This window comes from Inquilinus sp. OTU3971, assembly GCF_038440215.1.
Map to the genome: position 1 here is coordinate 1 of NZ_JASATH010000012.1, position 20,928 is coordinate 20,928.

Consider the following 20,928-nt stretch of genomic DNA (forward strand, 5'->3'; position numbering starts at 1 on the left):
GGGGGCCGGGGGGGGGCGTGGGGGGGGGGCGCGGCGCCCCCCCCGCCTCCCCCCCCCCCCCCCCGCCCCCGGCCGCCCGTATCGCGACCGCACGCCGCAAGCGCCAGCGTGGCCGCGAGCACGATCATGGTGGGTTTCAACATCGTCTTCGTCTCCATCTCAAGCGCCGGTTACAGCCGGGCACTTCACCGCTGAAAAACAGGCCGTGCGACAGTTTGTTCCCGTATCCGGCAGTGACCAATCTGCGGCCCGGTGATGGCTTTTCCAAGGCCTGTGTCGTAGAACGCGCCGGCGGCCCGCCGTGCCGGCTCGGCGCGCAGGTCGGGGTTGGAATCGCGCGAGGCTCGCTTCAGGATGGGGCCGATGACGTCGGGGCAGGAAGCATGAGGCCGAGGATCAACGCCCCCCGCCGGCTGCCGTCGCGATGAACCTGCTGTCGCGCCTGTTCCTGCTGGTCGCCCTGGCCGTCGCGCCGGGCATCGCGCTGCAGGGCTACAACGAATACGCGCTGCGCATCGCCCGCACCAACGAGATCCAGGACGATGCGATCCGCCTGGCCAATGTCGCCGCCGGGGCGCAGTTCCGCATCGTCGACGGCGTCCGCCAGCTGCTGGCCGCGATGGCCCGGGTGCCGGCGATCCGCCAGGGCCAGGGCGGCCGCTGCACCGAGGTGGTCGACGAGTTGCGGACGGAGGTGAAGAGCCTGAACGCCATCGCCGTGGTCGATGCCGACGGCAACCTCTTGTGCGGCGCCAACATCACCGCGGCGATCTCGGTCTCGGTCGGCCATCAGGGCTTCTTCCAGCGGGCGCGGGAGATCCGTGGCTTCGCCGTCGGCGGCTTCGCCACCACCGACGCGGTCGGCGTCAAGGTGCTGCACGTCGCCTATCCGATCTTCGACGGCGACAGCTTCCAGGGCGCCGTGGTGGCGGCGCTCAATGTCGACGAGATGGTCAAGGCGATCACCATCGATACCGAATCGCGCAACGCGGTGATCATGATCACCGACCGCGCCGGGGTGGTGATGTCGCGCCTGCCCGGGCCGGACACCGCCTGGGTCGGCAAGCAGCTGCCGAACAAGTTCCTCGACCTCCTGGCCTCGCAGCAGGCCGGTTCGGTCACCAGCGGCGCGATCGACAACACCATGCGGATCTACGGCTACGTGCCGATGCGGTCGGAGGAGCTGGACCTGTTCGTGCTGGTCGGCATCGACCGGGCGGCGGCCTTCGCCACCATCGACGCCGCGACCCAGCGCGGCATCGCCCTGATCGTCGCCGGCCTGCTGGTCTCGCTCGCCGCCGCCGGCATCGGCGGCCGGCTGTTCCTGCTGCGGCCGATCGACCGGCTGCTGGCCGCCGCCCGCGACTGGCAGCGCGGCCGGCTCGACGCCCGCGTCCGGCTTCGCCACGGCCGCGACGAGTTCGGCCGCCTGGCCACCGCCTTCGACGCCATGGCCGACCGGATCGAGGAGAACCTGAAGCAGAAGGACCTGCTGCTGCGCGAGATCAACCACCGGGTGATGAACAGCTTCCAGCTCCTGTCCAGCCTGTTCGGGCTGCAGGCGCGCCGGGCACAGAGCCCGGAGGCGAAGCACGCCCTGGCCGAGGCGAACGACCGGATCCAGGCGCTGGCCATCGTCCACCGCCGGCTCTACGCCAATGTCTCGGTCGACCGGGTCGAGGTGAAGGACTACCTGACCGGGCTGTGCGATGACCTGTCGCGGGCGCTGCTGCCCGAGCACGGCGGCATCTCGATCGCGGTCGAGGCGGTGCCGGCCGAGCTGCCGCCGTCGCGGATCGTGCCGCTCGGGCTGATCGTCAACGAGCTGGTCACCAACGCCGTGAAATACGCCTTCCCCGATCGCCGCGAGGGCAGGGTGGAGATCCGGTTCCAGCCGCGGGAAGACGGCTGGCGCCTGGAGGTCGCCGACAACGGCGTCGGCCTGCCCGAAGGCAAGATGCCGGCGAATGGCAGCGGCCTCGGCATGATGGTGCTGCAGGCCCAGGTGCGCCAGCTCGACGCCGCCATCGACATCGACAGCGGGCCCGGCGGCACCCGTTTCACCATCGACATCCCGGCCCAGCGCGACCCGGAGGCGTGACGATCAGCCCGCCGCCCCCTCCAGCGCCTGCAGCAGGTTCGAGACGTTGACGCCCAGCGCGTCGACGGCGTAGCCGCCCTCCATCACCGTCAGGGTCGGCACGCCCAGGCCGCGGCCCAGGATCTCGCCCATGCGGGTGAAGTCGCCGCTGTTCAGCTTGAACTGCGAGATCGGGTCCTCCTGGAAGGTGTCGGCGCCGAAGGACAGCACCACCGCGTCCGCGCCATAGTCGCGGATCCGCGCCAGGGCGGCGTCCAGCGCCTCGCGGTAGCGGTCCCAGGTGGTGCCGAAGGGCATCGGCAGATTGAGGTTGAAGCCCTCGCCGGCGCCCTCGCCGCGCTCCTCGGCATAGCCGAGGTAATAGGGGTATTCGACATTCGGGTCGGCGTGCAGCGACACGAACAGCACGTCGTCGCGGCCGTAGAAGATCTCCTGCGTGCCGTTGCCGTGGTGGTAGTCGATGTCCAGCACCGCCACCCGGGCGGCGCCGTTGTCGCGGAACCACTGCGCCGCCACAGCGGCATTGTTGAAAAAGCAGTAGCCGCAATAGACATCGGTCGAGGCATGGTGCCCGGGCGGCCGGCACAGCGAGAACACCGGCCTGCCGTCAGCGGCCACCAGCTTCGCCCCGGTCAGGGCGACGTCGACCGAGCTCAGCGCCGCGCGCCAGGTGCCGGCGGTGATCGGCGTGCCGCAGTCGCTGGCGTAGTAGCCGAGCTTGCCGTCGATCGAGCTGGGCACGATCTGGCGCATGTTGCGCACCGCCCAGTTGGTCGGCAGCGCATCGATCTCGCCATGCTCGGCGCTCCACTCGTCCCAGGCGGTCTCCAGGAAGCGGATGAAGCCGCGGTCGTGCACCCGGGCGATCGGGTCGGTGCCGAAGCGCTCCGGCGCCCGCACCTCGCCAAGGCCGACAGCCTTGATCCGGGCCAGGATGGTCTCGGCCCGCTCCGGCTTCTCCACCACCGGGATGAAATGGCCTCCGGTCAGCTCGACCTTGCCGTGCTGCAGCCGGTGGTCCTCGGAATAGATCGTCAGCATCGCGTCCCCGCTGTCCCTGTCGCCGGCGACAGTAGCGGATGTGGCGCGGGGCCGGAACGGGTCAGAGCAGGAAATCCGCCGCGGTCAGAGGGTGGTCGGAGACGACGTTGATGGCGAAGTCGGAGGCCTTGTCGCCATTGACGTCGACATAGACCACCTGCACCGAGCCGTAGGTCACCACCCGCAGCTCGCCGGCATGGCGGGTGTAATCGCCGGTGCCGAAGCTGAAGGCGGTGTCGCCATTGGCCGCGTTGCCGTCGGCATCGATCGCCGACAGGTCGATCCTGTCGCCGGCCGTGAAGTCCGCGATCGTGTCCTTGCCGAGGCCGGAGACGGCGCTGTCGGACAGGACGGTGTAGACGAACCGGTCGTTGCCGGCGCCGCCCTTCAGCACATCGCCGTTGCCGCCGCCGGCGAGGACGTCGTCGCCGGCCATGCCCCACAGGGTGTTGGCATCGGAGTCGCCGGTCAGGATGTCGGCCTGGGCGGACCCCAGCACCTGTTCGATGCCGCTGAGCGTATCGCCCTGGGCATCCCCACCCGAGCTCGCGCCGGTGGCCAGGTTCAGCGCGACCCAGGTGGCGGAGGCGGCATAGTTCGCCGTGTCGATGCCAGCGCCGCCGATCAGCGTGTCCGCGCCGGCCCCGCCGTCGAGGGTGTCGTTGCCGTCGCCACCGTCGAGCCGATCGTCGCCGGCGCCGCCGGTGAGGCCGTCATGGCCGGCCTCGCCGAAGACCAGGTCATTGCCGGTGCCGGCATCGACCGAGTCGTTATCCGCGCCGCCATGGATGGTGTCGACACCGTCGCCGCCGACCAGGCGGTCGGCGCCGTCACCGCCATCGAGGCCGTCGTCGCCCGCCCCGCCGGAGAGCGAATCGTCGCCGTCGTTGCCGGCCAGCGTGTCGTCGCCGTTGTCGCCGCTGATGACGTTGCGGCGGCCATCGCCGGCCAGCCGGTCGTCGAAGCTCGATCCGGCGAGGTTCTCGATATTGGCCAGCGTGTCGCCGGCCGCATCCCCGCCCGAGGCGGTGTGGTTCAGCAGGTCCACGGCGACCGCGACCGATCCCCGGTAGCTCGCGGTGTCGATGCCATCGCCGCCGTCCAGCGAGTCCGCCCCGGCGCCACCATGCAGGCCGTCATCCCCGGCGCCCCCGGCCAGGGCGTTGGCGTTGCCGTCGCCATACAGCGCATCGGCGAGGGCCGAGCCGCTGAGATTCTCGATCGTCGCCAGCGTGTCGCCCTGGGCGTCGCCGCCCAGCCCGGTTCCGGCCGCGAGGTTCACGGTCACACCGGCGGTGGAGGCGGAATAGTCCGCGGTGTCGGTCCCTGCTTCGCCGACCAGCTGGTCCGCTCCGGCGCCCCCGACCAGGACGTCGCCGCCGCCATGCCCGTTCAGGAGATCGTCGCCGGCCCCGCCGGCCAGCCGGTTGGCGCCGCCGTCGCCATGCAGTGTGTCCGCCACGACCGACCCGATCAGGTTCTCGACCCCGGTCAGCGTGTCGCCGCTCGCCGCGCCGGCTGAGACCTGGGCGCCGGCCAGGCGCAAGTCGACGGTCACCCCGGCCGAGGAGTTGGTGTAGCTGACGGTGTCGGTGTCGGCGCCGCCGTCCAGCAGCTCGACAGTGGCGTCGGCGATCAGCGTGTCGTCGCCGGCATTGCCGTGCAGGGTCACGGCGCTGCCGCCGGCGGTCGTGGCCAGCACGTCGTTGAACACCGAACCCTGGAACTCCTCGATCCCGGCGGTGGCGGCGATGGTGCCGATCACGGTGCCGTCCAGGAAGCGGATGCCGCCGTCGATCTCGGAGATCACGACGCCCTGGCCGAAGGCGGAATAGTCGAGGATGTCGTAGCCGTCATAGCCGCCATAGCGGATGCCGGCGCTGGTCCCGATCATGATGTCGTCGCCGCTCAGCGCGGCGACCAGGTCGCCCGGGTTGAAGACGATGTCGGTGTAGCCCGGCGGGGCGACCAGCCCGTCCCCGGCGAGATGGATGAAATCCTTGCCGTCGGTGCCCCAGACAACCGCCATGAACAGCTCCCCTCGATCCGGTGGTGACGGCCCCTCCGGACCGGCGGATTCCAGCCGTCCCCCGTTGCTGCTAGCATCGGCAGGCAAGATCCTTTTCCGCAAGCGATGGATAGATGGATTCAACCGAGACCGGAATTACCCGAAAGGGTAAGGCAGGGGATATCCCGCTCCTCGAGGCCATCGTCGATCTCTACGCCGCCGAGCCGGACCTGCTGACGCTGCCGCAGCTGCTGTTCGCCAGTGTCCTGCCGCTGATCGACGCCGATGCGGTGACCTTTTCCGAGTTCCACCACCGCAGCGGCGAGTTTCGGACCCTGGCCTCGATCGAGGACGAGCCGGCGCGGCGCGTCCGGGCCGCGGAGGCGTATCGCCGCCACATGCACAGCCATCCCTTCTGGCAGCACGACCCCGACTTCTTCGGCGAGTGGGCCCTGCGCGAATCGGATTTCTTCACCGACGCGGAATACCATGCGCTGCCGATCGCGCAGGAGGCGTTCCTGCCGTCCGGGTCGCACCGGGTGATGGCCATCGTGATGCGGCACGACGACTATGTGCTGGCGGTGACCGGCCACCGCAGCGTGAACCGGCCGGCCTACAGCGACCTGGAGCGCGACCGGCTGCAGGCCTTCCGGCCGCATGCGCTGCGCGCCTACCGGCAGGCGCAGGGCCGGACCCTGGCCAAGCTGACGCCGGCGGGGCGGCTGCGGCTGGCCTATCCGGAGTTGACCCAGCGCCAGCTCGAGGTCGCGTCCTGGATCGCGCAGGGCAAGTCGAACGAGGATATCGCCACCATCCTCGGCGTCGGCATCGACACCATCAAGGCGCACGCCAAGGCCGTGCACGGCAAGATCGGCTCCGAAGGGCGCCGGGCGGCGGCGGTGATCGCCCACACCGTGCCGCCCTTCGCCCAGCTGCCGCCGCTGTGGACGCTGGATGTCGACGCTTGGGGCGGCCCCCGCCGGGCGTAGGCCCCCTAGTCCGGCCGGCCGGCCGGCGCCGTCTCGTCCGGCGGCGGCTTCGGCACCGGGGCCGGGGCCGGCGTCCGCCGGGCGCGGCGCTGGCGCAGCCAGCCGCGGATCCAGGCGGCGATCTCCGACAGGTTCTGGAACACCGGCAGCTTCGGCTGGGCGCCGCGGCTCGGCTCCAGCGCCAGCCCGACCTCGGTCACCTCGTTCTCCTCGTCGACGGCGCGGACGATCAGCTCGACCGCGCCGACCGGCAGCCGGTCGCCGACCTCGACCCGGCCGCCGAAGCCGTCCTGCAGGAAGGCGCCGACCGTCCGGGTCTCGCCCGGCTCGGGCAGGGCGAAGCCGTAGCTTTCCGCCACCTCGGCCAGCGGCGCCTCGGCGTGCAGGGTGAAGTCGCCGAAGAAGTCGCGATCGTCCTCGGCCAACCGGGCTGGGGTGGCGAACAGCCGGTCCAGCAGCCGCACCTGCTGCGGCGGGGTGAAGATGTAGACTTGGTCGCCGCCCTGCAGCCGGCCGGCATGATGGAAGTCGATCGACTGGCCGTCGCGCACGATCAGCGCCGGCCGGGCCCAGCGCGGGATGCGCTCGCCGCGCGCCACCGGGCTCTGCCCCGCGATGCGGTAGACCACCAGCTCGTGGTTGGCGCGGCCGGGCAGCTCCAGCTCGACGCGGTCGACCGGCCCGATCCGCGGCGGCACGATCAGGCCCAGCCACTTGGCCAGCGGCCGGATGGTCCAGCCCTGCAGCAGCAGCGAGACGATGACCACCAGGAAGACGCCGTTGAAGATCGTCCGCCCGTCCGGCAGCTGCGCGATCAGCGGCAGGATGGCCAGCAGGATCGACACCGCGCCGCGCAGCCCGACCCAGGCGACGAAGGTGGTCTCGTTGCGCGAGAAGCCGTAGGGCAGGAGGCACAGCCAGACCGCGATCGGCCGGGCCACGAAGGTCAGCGCCAGGGCCACGGCCAGCGCCGGCAGCGCCACGGCAGGGAACTGCGACGGCGTGGCCAGGAGGCCGAGGGTCAGGAACATGCAGATCTGGGCCAGCCAGGTCATGCCGCTCTGGAACCGGCGCAGCAGGGCCGAGGCGCGGAGCGTGGCGTTGCCGGCGACCACGCCGGCGACATAGACGGCGATGAAGCCGGACCCGTGCAGCATGCCGGTGGCGGCGAAGACCAGGAGGGCGAGGCTCAGCACGATCACCGGGTACAGGCCGGGGTCGAGACTGACCCGGTTGATCACGCGCACGATCAGGAAGCCGCCGGCCAGGCCGAGGGCGATGCCGATGCCGGCCTCCAGCGTGAAGCTGGTGAGCAGCGACCAGGTCAGGGTCTCCGCCCCGGTGCCCAGGCGCGCCGCCTCGACCAGCGCCAGCGTCAGGAAGATCGCGATCGGGTCGTTGCTGCCGGATTCGATCTCCAGCGTCGACCGCATGCGGTCGCGCAGGGTGATGCCGCCGACCCGCAGCAGGAAGAACACCGCGGCGGCGTCGGTCGAGCTGACGATGGCGCCGGTCAGCAGCGATTCGTACCAGCCGAAGCCGAAGGCGAGGCGGGCGGCCAGTGCGACGATGCCGGTGGTGATCAGCACCCCGGCGGTGGCCAGGGTCAGCGCCGGGGCGGCGGCGGCGCGGAGGCTGTGCAGCCGGGTCTCGAAGCCGCTGTCGAACAGGATCAGCGCCAGTGCGACGCTGCCGATGAAATAGGCCGCGGGCGCGTCGTCGAAATGGATCTGGCCGATGCCGTCCTCGCCGGCGCCGAGGCCGACCGCGAGGAACACCAGCAGCAGGGGGGCGCCGACCCGGAACGAGATCAGGCTGGTGAAGACGCTGAGCGCAATGAGGCCCGCCGCGACGAGAATGGCGAGGTTCATCGCCTCGATCATCGGTGCCTGTTCCTCACTCCGGGGGTCGCGGCCGCAGCCGCGCGACTCGCCTCCTGCAATCCACCCGAGAAAGGTGACGGAAATCGGGCCCGATGGCGAGGTTTCTGCTCAGTCCAGAACCTTCATTGCGGCGATGGCGGCCGCCAGCAGCTCCTCGCGGGACGCGCCGTCGCGGGCCTGCAGCGACAGCCCCTGCATCACCGTGCCGAAGAAGACTGCGAGGCCGTTGATGTCGGTGCCCGCCGGCAGGTCGCCGTCCTCGATGCCGCGCTGCAGCCGCCGGCGGATCCGGTCGATGGTCTCGCGCCGGAGGCCGGCCAGATGACGGCGCAGCCCGTCATTCTCCGGCAGGCCGTTGACCAGGCCGAGGATCAGCATGCAGCCGCCGCCCCCGGGCGAGGCGAGGGCGATCTCGGCGCTCGCCGTCAGCATGCCGAGGATCGACCTGCGGGCTGTCGTGTGGGTCTCCAGCGCCTGCATGCTGCTGGCGCCGTCGGTGGCCAGGTAGAGGTCGAGCGCCTCGCGGAACAGCGCTTCCTTGGAGCCGAAGGCGGCATAGAAGCTGGGCGGATTGATGCCCATCGCCGCGGTCAGGTCGACCAGCTGCGCCCCTTCATAGCCTTTGGCCCAGAACACCTCGATCGCGCGCCGCAGCGCTGTGTCGCGGTCGAAGCTGCGCGGCCGGCCCCGCGTCGCCATCCGTGGTCCTTTCTGTAGTTGTGTTTACATAATTCGCTTGACGCTCGCCGCGCAAGCCGACAATATTTCTGTAGTCAGAATTACCGAATTCTGGAGATCCGAGATGACGACCGGCCCTGCGCCTGATCCCGACCTGACGGAAGCCCGGCTGAAGGTGATCGATGCGTATTTCCGCGGCACGGACAGCCGCGACCCGGCCTTCCTCGACCTGTTCACCGAGGATGTGGAGCTGTTCTTCCCGAAATTCGGCCTGACCCGTGGCAAGGCGGCGGTGGCTCAGTTCGGCGCCCGGCTGACGGCCGAGCTGGAGAGCCTGGAGCACGACATCCCCGGGCTGCGCACCATCGTTGCCGGCGACACCATCGTGGTCGAAGGCACCGAGGCCGGCGTCACCCGCGCCGGGCTGCGCTGGCCGGACGGGGTGGTGTCGCAGGGCCGGTTCTGCGACGTGTTCGACTTCGCCGGCACGCTGATCCGCAGCGTCCACATCTATGTCGACCCCGACTTCACCAGCGCCGATCGCGACCGCATCCGCATCCTGCGCGGGGAGGCGGCGGCCGGCGGCGGGACGCGGGCGGCGCTCGAGCGCTACATCGCGGCGATGCGCTCGGACGCGACGCCGGAGGCGGTGGCCTCGCTGTTCACCGAGGACGCCGACTGGGACATCCCCGGCGCGGTCGACCGGGTGCCCTGGATCGGCCGCCGCCATGGCCGGGCGGGCGCCGCCGACTTCGTCCGTGCCCTGTGGGACGGGATCGAGCCGATCCGCTTCGACGTCACCGCCATCGCCGCCGAGGGCGACCGCGCCTTCGCCGCCGGCACGCTGGAATCGCGGGCGAAGCGCACCGGGCGGATCATGCGCAGCGACTTCGTCATCGACGCCACCGTACGCGACGGACTGATCTCTCGCTTCCGGCTGCTCGAGGACAGCTTCGCGGTGGCCGAAGCCGCCGGCTGATCAGGACAAGAGCTCGACCGCGCTGCGCGCCAGGGCGGCGGCGCCCAAGCCGATGCAGCGCTCGTCCGGCTGATAGTCGGAGTTGTGCAGATGGTCGTGGCGGCCGGGCTGGCCGGCGCCGACCCGCAGATGGAAGGACGGCACCCGCTCGGAGAAGAAGGCGAAATCCTCGGCGCCGAAGCCGGGCGCGGTCTCGTGCACCACGTCGCCGAACTGCGCCCGCACCGCGGCGACCGACGCCTCCAGCACGCGGCCGTCATTCATCAACGGCGGCACGCCCAGCTGATAGTCCAGCTTGCAGGTCACGCCCTGGGTCAGCTCGATGCCCTGCACGATCCGGCGGATGGCCGCTTCGGCCGCCGTCCGCGCCTCGGGCGACCGGGCCCGCACCGTGCCGCGCAGGGTGCAGGTGTCGGGGATGATGTTGTGGGTGGCGCCACCGGCGATGCTGCCGACCGTCACCACCGCGCCCTGGGCCGGGTCGATGGTGCGCGACACCACAGTCTGCAGCTGGGTCACCAGATAGGCCGCGGCGACGATCGGGTCGGCGGCGTCCTGCGGCCGTGCCGCATGGCCGGACCGGCCGCGCACGGTGATGTCGAAGGTGTCGGCCGAGGCGGTGCTGGCGCCGCGGAGGTAGCCGAACTGGCCGGTCGGCATGGTCGGGCTGTTGTGGAAGGCCAGCGCCATGTCGACGCCGTCCGCCGCGCCGTCCTCGATCATCGCCGCGGCGCCGCTCTCCGGCGTCTCCTCGGCCGGCTGGAACACCAGCCGCACCGACCCGCGTAACCGCGGCGCCAGGTCCTTCAGCACGGCGCCGACGCCGATCAGCGTCGCGGTGTGGATGTCGTGGCCGCAGGCATGCATCTTGCCCGGCACGGTGCTGGCGAAGGGCAGGCCGGTCATCTCCTGGATCGGCAGCGCATCCATGTCGGCGCGGATCAAGAGGCAGGGGCCGGGGGCGCCGCCCTCGATCTCGGCGACGATGCCGGTGCGGCCGATCCCGGTGCGGTAGGGGATGCCGAGCTTGTCGAGCTCCGCCGCCACCACGCCGGCGGTGCGCTCGACCTCGAAGCCGATCTCCGGATGGGCATGGATATCGCGCCGCACCTCGATCAGGCCGGGGGCGACGGCCTCGACCGCCGTGTCGATCGAAGCGCCGATGTCGTTGATGCCGCGCATATCCATGGATCGATGAGCTCCCCTTGGCCGGATGAATCGCGTCGTGCCGAGGGCGGCGGGCAGGGCCGGGGCCGGTCGGGCCGACGAGGACCCGAGTCATTGCACCCGAAGGGAACGGCGTCCACCCCCGCGATTCGCAGCCCAGGCAACGCCCGCGGTCCGGCGCGACGTCGCCGCGCCTTCTTTACATCCTGCCGGGCGGATCCCAGCTTGGCCGGGAGGGGCGCGACCGCCCGGGCTCGGGCCACGGACAGAACGGAGCAAGCGATGCGGTTGTTGGTAGTCGGCGCCGGCGCGACCGGCGGGTATTTCGGCGGCCGGCTGGCCCAGGCCGGCCGCGACGTGACCTTCCTGGTGCGGCCCGGCCGCGCCGCCGCGCTGCGGGCGGATGGCCTGCGCATCGTCAGCCCGCATGGCGACGCCACCCTGGCGCCGCGGCTGGTCACCGCCGATGCAATCGACGGCCCCTACGACGCGGTGCTGCTGGCGGTGAAGGCCTATGGCCTCGCCGGAGCGATGGCCGACCTCGCCCCCGCTGTCGGTCCGGAGACGATGATCCTGCCGCTGCTGAACGGCATGCGGCATATGGAGCTGCTGTCGGCCCGCTTCGGGTCCATGGCAGTGCTCGGCGGAGTCTGCAAGATCGCCGGCACGGTCGATGCCGAGGGCCGCATCGTGCAGCTGGCCGGCTTCCACGAGCTGGCCTATGGCGAGCGGGACGGCACCCTCTCGGCCCGCACCGACCGGCTCGATTCGGTGCTGCGCGGCGCCGGCTTCGACGCCCGGCTGACGCCCGAGATCGAGCGCGAGATGTGGGAGAAATGGGTGATGCTGGCCGCGCTGGGCGGCATCACCTGCCTGATGCGCGGCAGCACCGGCGAGGTCGTGGCCGCGCCCGGCGGCGCCGATTTCGCCGGCCGCTTCCTGGACGAGGTGGTGGCGGTGGTCGGCGCGGTCGGGACCGCGCCCGGCAGCGCCTTCCTGGCGACCACCCGGGCCTTCCTGACCGAACCCGGGGCCGGCCGCACCTCCTCGATGTACCGCGACCTGCAGCAGGGCGGTCCGATCGAGGCCGACCAGATCATCGGCGACCTGCTGGTCCGTGGCCAGGCGGCCGGGATCGACACCCCGCTGCTGGCCCTGGCCGCGACCCATCTCGCCGTCTATCAGCGCCGCCTTGCCGGCGGCTAGGCGATCAGCGTCCCACCGCCAGGCGGGCGACGTCCTGCCAGCGCTCCCAGCCGGCGAGCCGGCTCGCATATTCGGCCCGCAGCATCTCCAGCCCGGTGCGGGCCGAAGAACACCCGCAGCGGCGGCTCGGCGGCATCGACGATGCGCAGGATGGCCGGTTCGGCGTCGCGCCAGCGCAGCAGCCGGCCGACGCCGATGACGTGCTGCTGGCGGCGGCCGCCAGCGTCTGGTCGACCGCCGGCCAGCCCGATTGGCGCCAGCGCTCCGGCCGGCTGCTGCGGCTGGTGCTCGATGGCCTGCGCTACCGGCCGAACGGCTAGCGCAGGTCGGCGCCGACCGCCTCGGCGACCGAGCGGAAGCCGTCGGCGCGCAGCCGGCCGGCCAGGTCGCGCTTGATCTCGCCGACCAAGCCGGGGCCGCGATAGGCCAGGGCGGTGTAGAGCTGCACCAGGCTGGCGCCGGCGCGGATCTTGGCATAGGCGTCGGCGCCGCTGGCCACGCCGCCGACCCCGACCAGCGGCAGCCGGCCGGCCACCAGCTTCGCCATCCGCCGCAGCACCGCGGTCGAAGGCTGCATCAGCGGCTTGCCGCTCAGCCCCCCAGGCTCGCCGGCCAGGTCCGGCGGCAGGCCGGGCGGGCGGGCGATGGTGGTGTTGGACACGATCAGCCCGTCGATGCCGGCGGCCAGCGCCACCTCCGCCACGTCTTCCAGGTCTTCCGGCGTCAGGTCGGGGGCGATCTTGACCAGGATCGGCGGCCGCGCCATGCCGTCGGCCCGCGCCGCGGTGGCGGCGGCCAGCAGGCGCTGCAGCGGCTCGCGGCTCTGCATCGCCCGCAGCCCCGGCGTGTTCGGCGAGGAGATGTTGACGACGAGATAGTCGGCCAGCCGGGCGAAGGCGCGGATGCCGGCGGCATAATCCGCCTCCGGGTCGCGGCTGTCCTTGTTGCGGCCGACATTGATGCCGAGCAACCCTGGTGCGGCCGCGCCATTCAACCGCCGCGCCTCCAGCCGGGCCACGGCGGCGGCGTGGCCGCGGTTGTTGAAGCCGTAGCGGTTGATCAGCGCCTGCTGGTCCGGCAGCCGGAAGGCCCGCGGCCGCGGATTGCCCGGCTGGGCCCGTGGCGTGACGCTGCCGATCTCGACGAAGCCGAAACCGAGCCGCAGCATCGGGTCCACCACCTCGGCATCCTTGTCGAAGCCGGCGGCGAGGCCGATCGGGTTGGCGAAATCGCGGCCCCACAGCGTCACCGCCAGGACCGGGTCGTCGGGCTCGCGGACGACGGGCCCGAGGCCCAGCTTCAGCGCGGTGATGGTGGCCCGGTGCGCCGTCTCGGGCGGCAGCGCCTTCAGCACCGGCGCGGCCAGGGCGAACAGGCGGCTCACGGGGCGGCGATGGTCGGGAACAGCCGCGGCGGGAAGACGTGGCGGCCGTCGACCAGCGGCAGCGGCGCCACGCCCTGCACCGCGGTCAGCGGGAGCTCGGCATAGAGATGCGGGAACAAGGCCCCGCCGCGCGACGGCTCCCACCGCAGGGCATCGCCCAGCTTGTCCGGATCGATCGCCACCAGCACCAGCCCGACCTGGCCGGCGAAGTGGCGGGACGCGGTCTCCTCGGCCTGCTCGGCGCTCGAGAAGTGGATGAAGCCGTCCTGGTGGTCGACGGCGGAGCCGCGATAGGTGCCGGCGGCCTCGGCCGCCGCCCATTCCGCGGCGCTGCAGATCTTGTAGATGGTCATGGCGGCCGACCCTAGGGAAGCGGTCCCCGGCCGTCAATCGCGGGGTCCGATCGATGGATCGTGAGCGTTGCAGAATGCGAATCGTATGTGGCTGTGCGTTGCAAATTGCGAGTGTCACAACAGGTTCAAAATGTGCAGCGAAATGGAAATTTCCGCCTAGGTTAGATTTTTGAAACTTAAGTTCAGATTTGCCCATGTGACCCGAGTCTCACCTGCCCCATCCCTGCCACCAGGGCCGGTCCGGCCACTTGGCACGGCCCTTGCGCTGTTGGCTGGCATCAAACTCAGGGGAGAGGCCCAAAATGGGCGACATTGCGATGACGGATAATCTGGCGGTTGTCGAGCTGAAGACTCCGATGACCTACGCCCTCGACATGGTGACGGCGATGGGCGACCCCGGCATCACCACGGTTCCGACCAAGCCGACCGCCGGCATGCTGGCGGCGGGCGCTCGGGCGGGCGGTGTCACGGTCGAGGTCGCCTGGCGGGTGTTCCAGTCGATGATCAACGCCGCCGACTGACCGGGCGGCCGATGCTGAGTGGCGGGGGCTGGATCACGGCCCCGCCGCCAGCCTCCTCGCCCATGGCCTCCGCGCCGGTCGGCAGCAGGATGGTGATGCGGGTGCCGACCCCGGGCTTGCTGTCGATCATCAGCATGCCGCCATGGCTCTGGACCAGGGCCTTGGCCAGAGGCAAGCCGAGACCTGACCCTTCGCGCGGCCGGCGCGACAGCTTGCGCGCCTGGCGGAACGGCTCCAGCGCCAGGGCGATCTCCTGCTCGGTCATGCCGATGCCGGTGTCGGCTACGGTGATGCGGACCGACCGGGCCACGGCGACGGCGTCGATGGTGACGCGGCCGTCATCGGGCGTGAACTTCACAGCGTTGGTCAGCAGATTGATCAGGATCTGGCGCAGCCTCAACGGGTCGGCGCTCAGCAGCGGCAGGTCGCGCGCCACGTGCTGCTCGATGGTGATGCCATGGGCCTCGGCGCGCTGCGCCACCAGGCTGACCGCGTCCTGGATGTCGCTGGCCAAGTCGATGGGCTCCGGCTGCAGCTCGATCCGGCCGGATTCGACCCGCGAGAGGTCGAGCACGTCGTTGACCAGAGCCAGCAGGTGCTGGCCCGAGCGGTGGATATCCTCGGCATAGCCGCGGTAGCGCTCCGGCAGCGGTCCGAGATGTGCGTCCCGGATCAGCTCCGAGAAGCCGAGGATGGCGTTCAGCGGCGTGCGCAGCTCATGGCTCATATGGGCCAGGAAGGTGGTCTTGGCATTGTCCGCCGCCTCGACCGTCCGCATCGCCTCACGCATGCGGTGCTCGGCCACACGCTCGGCGGTGATGTCGAGATGCGCCACCACGGCGCCGACCGCGCGGCCTTCGGCGATCGGGGCCGCCAGCAGGCGGATGGTCCGGCCGGCCGCCCCGGCGCCGATCATGTATTCCACCGGGGCCGCCGGCTGGATGCCCAGGACCACGCCGGCGAGATGCACCCGCACCTCGGCGCCCGCCGCGCCGGAGCCGCCGCACAGCGCGAAATAGTCCTCGCCAGGGCGCGAACCGCCACCGACGAAGCGCTCGCGCTCGCCCGGCCATTGCCAGGGCGGATTCGCGGTCAGGATGGTGCCGCGCTCATCGATCAGCGCCAGCGGCATCGGCAGCGCGTTCAGGGTGGCGGCGTGGCGCTCGTCGAGCACGTCGAGCTGGCGCTTGGCCTGCAGCTCCGAGATCCGTCGGTCCAGCCGGGTGGCGATCACGGCCAGGGCGAGGACGACGATGGTGGCCGCGGCGATCAGCCCGGCCAGGATCGTGGGTGGCACCGGGGTGCCGGCGACGCCGGCCTGGGCGGCAGGGTCGGGGACGAACCGCGCCGCTGCCATGCCGATGAAGTGCATGCCGCTGATGGCGGCCCCCATCACCAGGGCGGCCAGGATCCGCCGGACCCGCCCGATCTCGGACAGGGCCAGATGCAGCGCGGCGGTGGCGGTGATCAGGGCGATCAGCACCGACAAGGCCAGGGCGGTCGGGTCGTAGGCGATGCGGCCGGGGGCCAGGATCGCGGCCATGCCGACATAATGCATGCCGGCGATGCCGAGCCCCAGGCACAGGCCTCCGGCCAGCAGCGGCAGCGGGGACGCACGGCCCTGAGGCGTGGTCCCGTCCGGCGCCGTCTGGCCGAGCGTGGCCACGGCGAAGCCGGCGCCGGTCGCCACCGCGGCGATCAGCAGCGACAGCAGGGTCAGCGGCAGGTCGTAGGCGAAGCCGACCGGCAGGTGCAGGGCCAGCATGGCGATGAAATGCATCGACCAGATGCCGCCGCCCATGGCCACGGCACCTCCGGCCAGCCACAGCAGCCGCGCCGCGCCGCGGGCGACGCGGATGCGCTGCCCGAGATCGAAGGCGACGAAAGAGGCGAGCACCGCGACCAGGATGGCGAGGGCCACCAGCCAGGGGTCGTGGCCGGGCAGCAGGGAATGGGAGAGAGTCTCGCCGGTGAAATGCATCGCCGTTCCGGTCGGGCGGCCGGAAAAGCCCGGCCATCCAGCGCGTTAGGAGCATATCGCCGGTGCGGCGGCGTGGCTACGGGCGACGCAGCGGCGCCGCGACGGAGCCGATCCCCTGCGGCCGGTCGGCTGCCGCGCGGGCACGCCGGCCTTCCGTCCCGGGCTTCACCGCCGATACGGGCTCGGCCGCCTCGGCGAAGTCGAGCGTCACCGCCAAGCCGGGGTGGTTGTCCGACAGCGCCAGACGGATCTCGTGCAGCTGGGCCACCGCCGCCACCAGGCTGAGGCCGAGGCCGCTGCCGGGGGTCATCCGGCTGGCGTCGAGCCGGAAGAAGCGCTGGAACACCTTCTGCTGCGCCGCCTCCGGGATGCCGGGGCCGGTGTCGCGCACCTGCCCGAGCGGGCCGTCGGGGCCTGGCGCCAGCGACACCGTGATCCCGGTGCCGGGCGGGGTGTGGCGGATCGTGTTCTCCACCAGATTGGCCAGCATCTGGGTCAGGAGCTGGCGGTCGCCGCGGATCCGCTGGCCGGGCGCGACCGTGCCGGTCAGCCGGTGCCCGGAATCGTCCGCGACCGGGCCGTAGGTGTCGATGATGGTCTCGAACACCCCCGACAGATCGATCGGGGCAAAGCCCTCGCGCCGTGCGCCGGCCTCGATCTGGGCGATCCGCAGCAGCGCCGCGAAGACGCCGAGGATGCCGTCGATATCGGCCACGGCCCGCTCCACCGCGGCATCGTAGTCGGCGGCCGAGGCGGCCTTGAGCCGGGCCAGCTCCAGCCGCTGGCGCATATGCGACAGCGGCGTGCGCAGGTCGTGCGCGATGTCGCTGGAGACCTGGTGCAGCCCCTGCATCAGCTGCTGGATGCGGTCCAGCATGGCGTTCAGGTTGGCGGCCAGGCGGTCGAACTCGTCGGCCTTGCCGCGGCTCGGCACGCGCTCGTCGAGATGGCCGTCCATGATGTGGCGGGCGGCGACGTTCACCGCCTCCACCCGGCGCAGGAAGCGGGCGCTGAGCACCAGGCCGCTGGCCAGCGCCAGCAGCACCGTCGCGGCCGCGCCGGCCAGGAAGAAGCGGGTGATGCCCTCCTGCAGCACGTCCAGGTCGTGGGTGTCGCGGCCGATGAACAGGTGCAGCTCGGGCGTCAGGTCGACGCCGAGGCCGCGGATGGTGTGGCGTTCGCGGTAGCCGTCGCCGTCGATCGTCTTCAGCGGGATGTCGGCCCAGCCGGTGATGGCCGGCAGCGGCCGCAGGTTGCCGGCCAGCACGCCGCCGTCGGAATCCTGCAGCGCGTAGTAGAAATAGTCCGGGTCGATGTCGGTGAGACGGTCGTTGATCGCCTTGACGATCTCGGGGGCGGAGGCGCCGGCCAGCGAATCCCGGATGGTCTTCACCTCGGCGCTGATCGAGAGATCGATCTGCTGGTCGGAATACCGCGTCATCGCCACGTAGACGATGCTGGACACCGCGATGATCGAGACGCTGAACAGCGCGGCGAAGCCGGCCGCCAGCCGGAAGGTCGCGGTTCTGACGAGCCTAGCCAGGATCACGGAGGCAGTATCCAACGCCGCGGATGGTGTCGAGCAGGGGCGCGTCGAAGCCGCGGTCGATCTTGCCGCGCAGCCGGCTGATATGGGTCTCCACCACCGTCGTCTGCGGCTCGAAATGGAACTCCCACACATGCTCGAGCAGCATGGTCCGAGTGACGATCTGGCCGGAGTGCCGCATCAGGTACTCCAGCAGCTTGAATTCGCGGGGCTGCAGGTCGATCGCCTGGCCGGCGCGGGTGGCGGTGCGCTTCAGGAGGTCGATCTCGAGATCGGCGACGCGCAGCGCGGTCTCGACCGTGGCGGTGCCGGCGCGGCGGGTCAGGGCCTCGATCCGGGCCAGCAGCTCCGCCAGGGCGAAGGGCTTGACCAGATAGTCGTCGCCGCCGGCGTTCAACCCTTCGACCCGGTCGCTGACGCCGCCCAGCGTGGTCAGGAACAGGATCGGCACCGTGCTGCCATCGCCGCGCAGCCGGCGGGCCAGGGTGATCCCGTCGATGTCCGGCAGCATGCGGTCGATGATCAGCAGCCGGTGACCGCAGCCGGGGCGGGCGGCTGCGGCGCGGGCCAGCCCGTCGGCTCCGGTCAGGCTGTGCTCGACCGTGTGGTCGGCCTCCCGCAGCGAGCCGATGATGTGCTGGGCCGTCTCGGGGTCGTCTTCGATCAGTAGGATCTGCATGGGCAGGCTCTCGGACAGCGGATCGCTGGCGTGACGAACGGACCACGCCGAGAGAGCTTTGCTCCCGCCGGACCGTTGCACGCCGAGACGGTGCCGCGGGCGTTTGACCCGGCCAGGAGAGTAGGAGCAAGGCCGATGGCGGCGTACTTACGTTTTGGTAATCAGGAGTCCATGTCGCCGGACGGGCCTGTCCTCCGATACAATCGTGGCGTCCTTCCCGGACGCGGCTTGCGGGGCGCATCGTGAACGACAGGGATCTCAAGGTGTTCGAGGCGGTGGCCCGCACCGGCGGCATCGGCCGGGCGGCGGCCGAGCTCAACACCGTCCAGTCCAACGTCACCGCCCGGATCCGGGCGCTGGAGGAGGAGCTGGGCACGCCGCTGTTCGAGCGGCACAGCCGCGGCGTGGTCCTGACCGCAGCCGGGCGGCGCCTGCTGCCCTATGCCGGCCGGGTCCGGCTGCTCCTGGACGATGCCGCGCGGGCGGCCCGCGACGACGGCACGCCGGGCGGGCCTCTGACTCTCGGCGCGCTCGAGACCACGGCGGCGCTGCGGCTGTCGCCCGCCCTGGCCGCCTATGCCGCGGCCTATCCGGCGGTCGATCTGGCGCTGCGCACCGGCACCACCGCCGAGCTGGTGGCCGAGGTGCTGGCGCGGCGCGTCGACGGCGCCTTCGTCTGCGGCCCGGTGCATCATCCCGATCTCACCGCCGAGGTCGTGTTCGAGGAGGAGCTGGTGTTGTTGACCGCGCCCGCCGCCGGCGGGCTCGACCGGCTGCTGGCCGAGGGCGCCGCGTCCGGCGGGCTGCGCCTCGTCGTGCTGCGGGCCGGCTGCTCCTACCGCCAGCGGCTGGAGGAGGTGCTGGCGCGGCGCGGTGCGGTCGGCCTGCGCCTGCTCGAATTCGGCACGCTGGAGGCGATCTTCGGCTGCGTCGCCGCCGGGCTCGGCGTCACCTTGCTGCCGCGCGCCCTGATCGGCCCGGTCTGGGCCGCCGGGCGGGTGGCAGTGCACGGCTTGCCGCCGGCCGAGGCGCGGGTCGAGACGTTGTTCATCCGTCATCGCGACGCCCTGGCGACCAGCGCGCTGACCGCCTTCCTCGACCTGTTCCGCGGCGCCGGCGCGGTCCGGGCGGCGGAGTAGGTATCTGCCATGGTGATGGCGACGATCAGAAGTAGCCATTATTCGAGAATGATCGGCCTCCCTATCCTGGCGGCATGTCCTCCGCCGCGCTCCCTCGCCCGATCCTCTCCGCCCTGTGCGCCAGCCTGGTCGGCATCGGCCTGGCGCGCTTCGCCTACACGCCGCTGATTCCGCCGCTGATCGCCGCCGGCTGGCTAACCCCGGGCGGGGCGGCCCAGCTCGGCGCCGCCAATCTCGCCGGCTATCTGGCCGGGGCGCTGAGTGCCCGGCGTCTCGCCGCGCCGGCCGGGCCGGTGCCGCCGCTGCGCGGCATGATGCTGCTCGCCGCCGTCGCCTTCCTGGCCTGCGCCGTGCCGCTGTCGCCGCTGTGGCTGCTGGCGTGGCGCTTCGCCGCCGGCCTGGCCGGCGGAGCGATCATGGTGCTGGCCGCGCCGGCGGCGCTGCCGCTGGTCGAGCCGGCGCATCGCGGCCGGGCCGGCGGACTGATCTTCGCCGGAGTCGGGCTCGGCATCGCCGCTTCCGGCACGCTGGTGCCGCTGCTGCTGCAGGCAGGGCTGGCGGCCACCTGGGCCGGCCTCGGCGTCCTGGCCCTGGCGCTGACGGCGCTGGGCTGGGGCGGCTGGCCACAGGCGGTCGCGCCGATCGCGGTCGAGGCTGCGTCGCCGGCCGCGCGCCCGCCCGCCGCGGTGCTGGCCGGCCTGACCGTGGAATACGCGCTGAACGCCGTCGGGCTGGTGCCGCATATGGTCTTCCTGGTCGATTTCGTGGTCCGCGGCCTCGGCCGCGGCCTGGCAGCGGGCGCCGTCGACTGGGTGCTGTTCGGCCTCGGCGCGGTGGCGGGGCCGGTGCTGCTCGGCCGGCTGGCCGACCGGGTCGGCTTCCGGGCGGCGCTGCGCCTGGCCTTCCTGGTCCAGGCCGCGGCGGTCGGCCTGCCCGCCGTGGCGAATGGCAGCGTGGTCCTGGCCGCCTCCAGCCTGATCGTCGGTGCCTTCGTCCCCGGCATCGTGCCGCTGGTGCTGGGCCGGGTCCAGGCGCTGGTCGCCGATCCGGTGGCCCGGGACGCCGCCTGGCGCCGGGCCACCGTCGGCTTCGCCGTTGGCCAGGCGGCCGCGGCCTACGGCTTCTCCGCCCTGTTCGCCGGCGGCTTCGGCCATGCCCTGCTGTTCGCGCTCGGCGCCGCGGCGCTGGTCCTGGCCTTCGTCCTCGACCTGGCCCTGGACCGCGTGTCCCGCCGGGACCACCCTGCCTTGGCTGTCCGCTAGAGGATCCGACC

General features: G+C 71.8%; 18 protein-coding genes. 8 read left to right on the top strand and 10 right to left on the bottom strand.

Annotation, left to right across the window (positions count from 1 at the left end; all coding sequences use genetic code 11):
- Positions 1-424 precede the first annotated feature (424 nt).
- A complete protein-coding gene (locus AAHM41_RS04950) occupies positions 425-2,101 on the top strand; it encodes a sensor histidine kinase (protein WP_342235406.1) in 1,677 nt (558 codons plus the stop codon).
- 3 nt (positions 2,102-2,104) lie between these two features.
- On the opposite strand, the gene AAHM41_RS04955 is transcribed toward AAHM41_RS04950, so the two are convergent.
- Positions 2,105-3,142: a histone deacetylase family protein gene (locus tag AAHM41_RS04955; RefSeq protein ID WP_342235407.1), complete on the bottom strand. Its 1,038-nt coding sequence runs from the start codon at positions 3,140-3,142 to the stop codon at positions 2,105-2,107.
- 61 nt (positions 3,143-3,203) lie between these two features.
- Positions 3,204-5,171 (bottom strand): calcium-binding protein, encoded by a 1,968-nt coding sequence (locus AAHM41_RS04960; protein WP_342235408.1) that lies wholly within the window; start codon positions 5,169-5,171, stop codon positions 3,204-3,206.
- A gap of 113 nt (positions 5,172-5,284) precedes the next feature.
- On the opposite strand from AAHM41_RS04960, the gene AAHM41_RS04965 reads away from it, so the two are divergent.
- Positions 5,285-6,139, top strand: a complete 855-nt coding sequence (locus AAHM41_RS04965; protein ID WP_342235409.1) for a helix-turn-helix transcriptional regulator — start codon at positions 5,285-5,287, stop codon at positions 6,137-6,139.
- Between the two features lie 5 nt (positions 6,140-6,144).
- Here AAHM41_RS04965 and AAHM41_RS04970 read toward each other — a convergent pair whose 3' ends face one another.
- Both AAHM41_RS04970 and AAHM41_RS04975 read right to left on the bottom strand, forming a co-directional pair.
- Entirely contained in the window at positions 6,145-8,022 is a 1,878-nt protein-coding gene (locus AAHM41_RS04970; RefSeq protein WP_342235410.1) for a potassium/proton antiporter, read from the bottom strand.
- 108 nt (positions 8,023-8,130) lie between these two features.
- Positions 8,131-8,721 carry a TetR/AcrR family transcriptional regulator gene (locus tag AAHM41_RS04975; RefSeq protein WP_342235411.1) on the bottom strand — a complete coding sequence of 197 codons (591 nt, stop codon included), beginning with the start codon at positions 8,719-8,721 and terminating at the stop codon, positions 8,131-8,133.
- Positions 8,722-8,824: 103 nt separating this feature from the next.
- Between AAHM41_RS04975 and AAHM41_RS04980 the strand changes: the two genes are divergently transcribed.
- A complete protein-coding gene (locus AAHM41_RS04980; RefSeq protein ID WP_342235412.1) occupies positions 8,825-9,679 on the top strand; it encodes a nuclear transport factor 2 family protein in 855 nt (284 codons plus the stop codon).
- On the opposite strand, the gene AAHM41_RS04985 is transcribed toward AAHM41_RS04980, so the two are convergent.
- Positions 9,680-10,867: a M20 metallopeptidase family protein gene (locus tag AAHM41_RS04985; RefSeq protein WP_342235413.1), complete on the bottom strand. Its 1,188-nt coding sequence runs from the start codon at positions 10,865-10,867 to the stop codon at positions 9,680-9,682. It abuts the gene before it with no gap.
- Positions 10,868-11,128: 261 nt separating this feature from the next.
- Here AAHM41_RS04985 and panE point away from each other — a divergent pair, with 261 nt between their 5' ends.
- Positions 11,129-12,052 (top strand): 2-dehydropantoate 2-reductase, encoded by a 924-nt coding sequence (panE, locus tag AAHM41_RS04990; protein WP_342235414.1) that lies wholly within the window; start codon positions 11,129-11,131, stop codon positions 12,050-12,052.
- Between the two features lie 95 nt (positions 12,053-12,147).
- Positions 12,148-12,372 carry a hypothetical protein gene (locus tag AAHM41_RS04995; protein ID WP_342235415.1) on the top strand — a complete coding sequence of 75 codons (225 nt, stop codon included), beginning with the start codon at positions 12,148-12,150 and terminating at the stop codon, positions 12,370-12,372.
- Here AAHM41_RS04995 and AAHM41_RS05000 read toward each other — a convergent pair.
- The gene (locus AAHM41_RS05000) at positions 12,369-13,436 is read right to left on the bottom strand and encodes a quinone-dependent dihydroorotate dehydrogenase (RefSeq protein WP_342235416.1); all 1,068 of its coding nucleotides are present in this window, start codon (positions 13,434-13,436) and stop codon (positions 12,369-12,371) included. The genes AAHM41_RS04995 and AAHM41_RS05000 overlap by 4 nt on opposite strands.
- Positions 13,433-13,789, bottom strand: a complete 357-nt coding sequence (locus AAHM41_RS05005) for a DUF952 domain-containing protein (RefSeq protein WP_342235417.1) — start codon at positions 13,787-13,789, stop codon at positions 13,433-13,435. The genes AAHM41_RS05000 and AAHM41_RS05005 overlap by 4 nt, the downstream gene beginning before the upstream one ends.
- A 317-nt stretch (positions 13,790-14,106) precedes the next feature.
- On the opposite strand from AAHM41_RS05005, the gene AAHM41_RS05010 reads away from it, so the two are divergent.
- Positions 14,107-14,310: a hypothetical protein gene (locus AAHM41_RS05010; protein ID WP_342235418.1), complete on the top strand. Its 204-nt coding sequence runs from the start codon at positions 14,107-14,109 to the stop codon at positions 14,308-14,310.
- On the opposite strand, the gene AAHM41_RS05015 is transcribed toward AAHM41_RS05010, so the two are convergent.
- The 3 genes from AAHM41_RS05015 to AAHM41_RS05025 form a co-directional block, all read right to left on the bottom strand.
- The gene (locus AAHM41_RS05015; RefSeq protein ID WP_342235419.1) at positions 14,294-16,291 is read right to left on the bottom strand and encodes an MHYT domain-containing protein; all 1,998 of its coding nucleotides are present in this window, start codon (positions 16,289-16,291) and stop codon (positions 14,294-14,296) included. The two genes, AAHM41_RS05010 and AAHM41_RS05015, sit on opposite strands and share 17 nt — an antisense overlap.
- A 76-nt stretch (positions 16,292-16,367) precedes the next feature.
- Entirely contained in the window at positions 16,368-17,840 is a 1,473-nt protein-coding gene (locus tag AAHM41_RS05020; RefSeq protein WP_342235420.1) for a sensor histidine kinase, read from the bottom strand.
- Positions 17,827-18,516: a response regulator transcription factor gene (locus AAHM41_RS05025; RefSeq protein WP_342235421.1), complete on the bottom strand. Its 690-nt coding sequence runs from the start codon at positions 18,514-18,516 to the stop codon at positions 17,827-17,829. Before AAHM41_RS05025 ends, AAHM41_RS05020 begins: the two co-directional genes overlap by 14 nt.
- Before the next feature lie 242 nt (positions 18,517-18,758).
- Here AAHM41_RS05025 and AAHM41_RS05030 point away from each other — a divergent pair, with 242 nt between their 5' ends.
- Complete coding sequence (locus AAHM41_RS05030) at positions 18,759-19,655, top strand: LysR family transcriptional regulator (RefSeq protein ID WP_342235422.1); 897 nt, start codon at positions 18,759-18,761, stop codon at positions 19,653-19,655.
- A gap of 74 nt (positions 19,656-19,729) precedes the next feature.
- Positions 19,730-20,917, top strand: coding sequence for a YbfB/YjiJ family MFS transporter (locus AAHM41_RS05035; protein WP_342235423.1), 1,188 nt, complete (start codon positions 19,730-19,732; stop codon positions 20,915-20,917).
- Positions 20,918-20,928: the final 11 nt, after the last annotated feature.

Excerpts from the sequence above, each read along its gene's own strand:
- AAHM41_RS04950 (WP_342235406.1), top strand. The coding sequence starts at position 425 with ATGAACCTGCTGTCGCGCCTGTTCCTGCTGGTCGCCCTGGCCGTCGCG.
- AAHM41_RS04955 (WP_342235407.1), bottom strand. The coding sequence starts at position 3,142 with ATGCTGACGATCTATTCCGAGGACCACCGGCTGCAGCACGGCAAGGTC.
- AAHM41_RS04960 (WP_342235408.1), bottom strand. The coding sequence starts at position 5,171 with ATGGCGGTTGTCTGGGGCACCGACGGCAAGGATTTCATCCATCTCGCC.
- AAHM41_RS04965 (WP_342235409.1), top strand. The coding sequence starts at position 5,285 with ATGGATTCAACCGAGACCGGAATTACCCGAAAGGGTAAGGCAGGGGAT.
- AAHM41_RS04970 (WP_342235410.1), bottom strand. The coding sequence starts at position 8,022 with ATGATCGAGGCGATGAACCTCGCCATTCTCGTCGCGGCGGGCCTCATT.
- AAHM41_RS04975 (WP_342235411.1), bottom strand. The coding sequence starts at position 8,721 with ATGGCGACGCGGGGCCGGCCGCGCAGCTTCGACCGCGACACAGCGCTG.
- AAHM41_RS04980 (WP_342235412.1), top strand. The coding sequence starts at position 8,825 with ATGACGACCGGCCCTGCGCCTGATCCCGACCTGACGGAAGCCCGGCTG.
- AAHM41_RS04985 (WP_342235413.1), bottom strand. The coding sequence starts at position 10,867 with ATGGATATGCGCGGCATCAACGACATCGGCGCTTCGATCGACACGGCG.
- panE (WP_342235414.1), top strand. The coding sequence starts at position 11,129 with ATGCGGTTGTTGGTAGTCGGCGCCGGCGCGACCGGCGGGTATTTCGGC.
- AAHM41_RS05005 (WP_342235417.1), bottom strand. The coding sequence starts at position 13,789 with ATGACCATCTACAAGATCTGCAGCGCCGCGGAATGGGCGGCGGCCGAG.
- AAHM41_RS05010 (WP_342235418.1), top strand. The coding sequence starts at position 14,107 with ATGACGGATAATCTGGCGGTTGTCGAGCTGAAGACTCCGATGACCTAC.
- AAHM41_RS05015 (WP_342235419.1), bottom strand. The coding sequence starts at position 16,291 with ATGCATTTCACCGGCGAGACTCTCTCCCATTCCCTGCTGCCCGGCCAC.
- AAHM41_RS05025 (WP_342235421.1), bottom strand. The coding sequence starts at position 18,516 with ATGCAGATCCTACTGATCGAAGACGACCCCGAGACGGCCCAGCACATC.
- AAHM41_RS05035 (WP_342235423.1), top strand. The coding sequence starts at position 19,730 with ATGTCCTCCGCCGCGCTCCCTCGCCCGATCCTCTCCGCCCTGTGCGCC.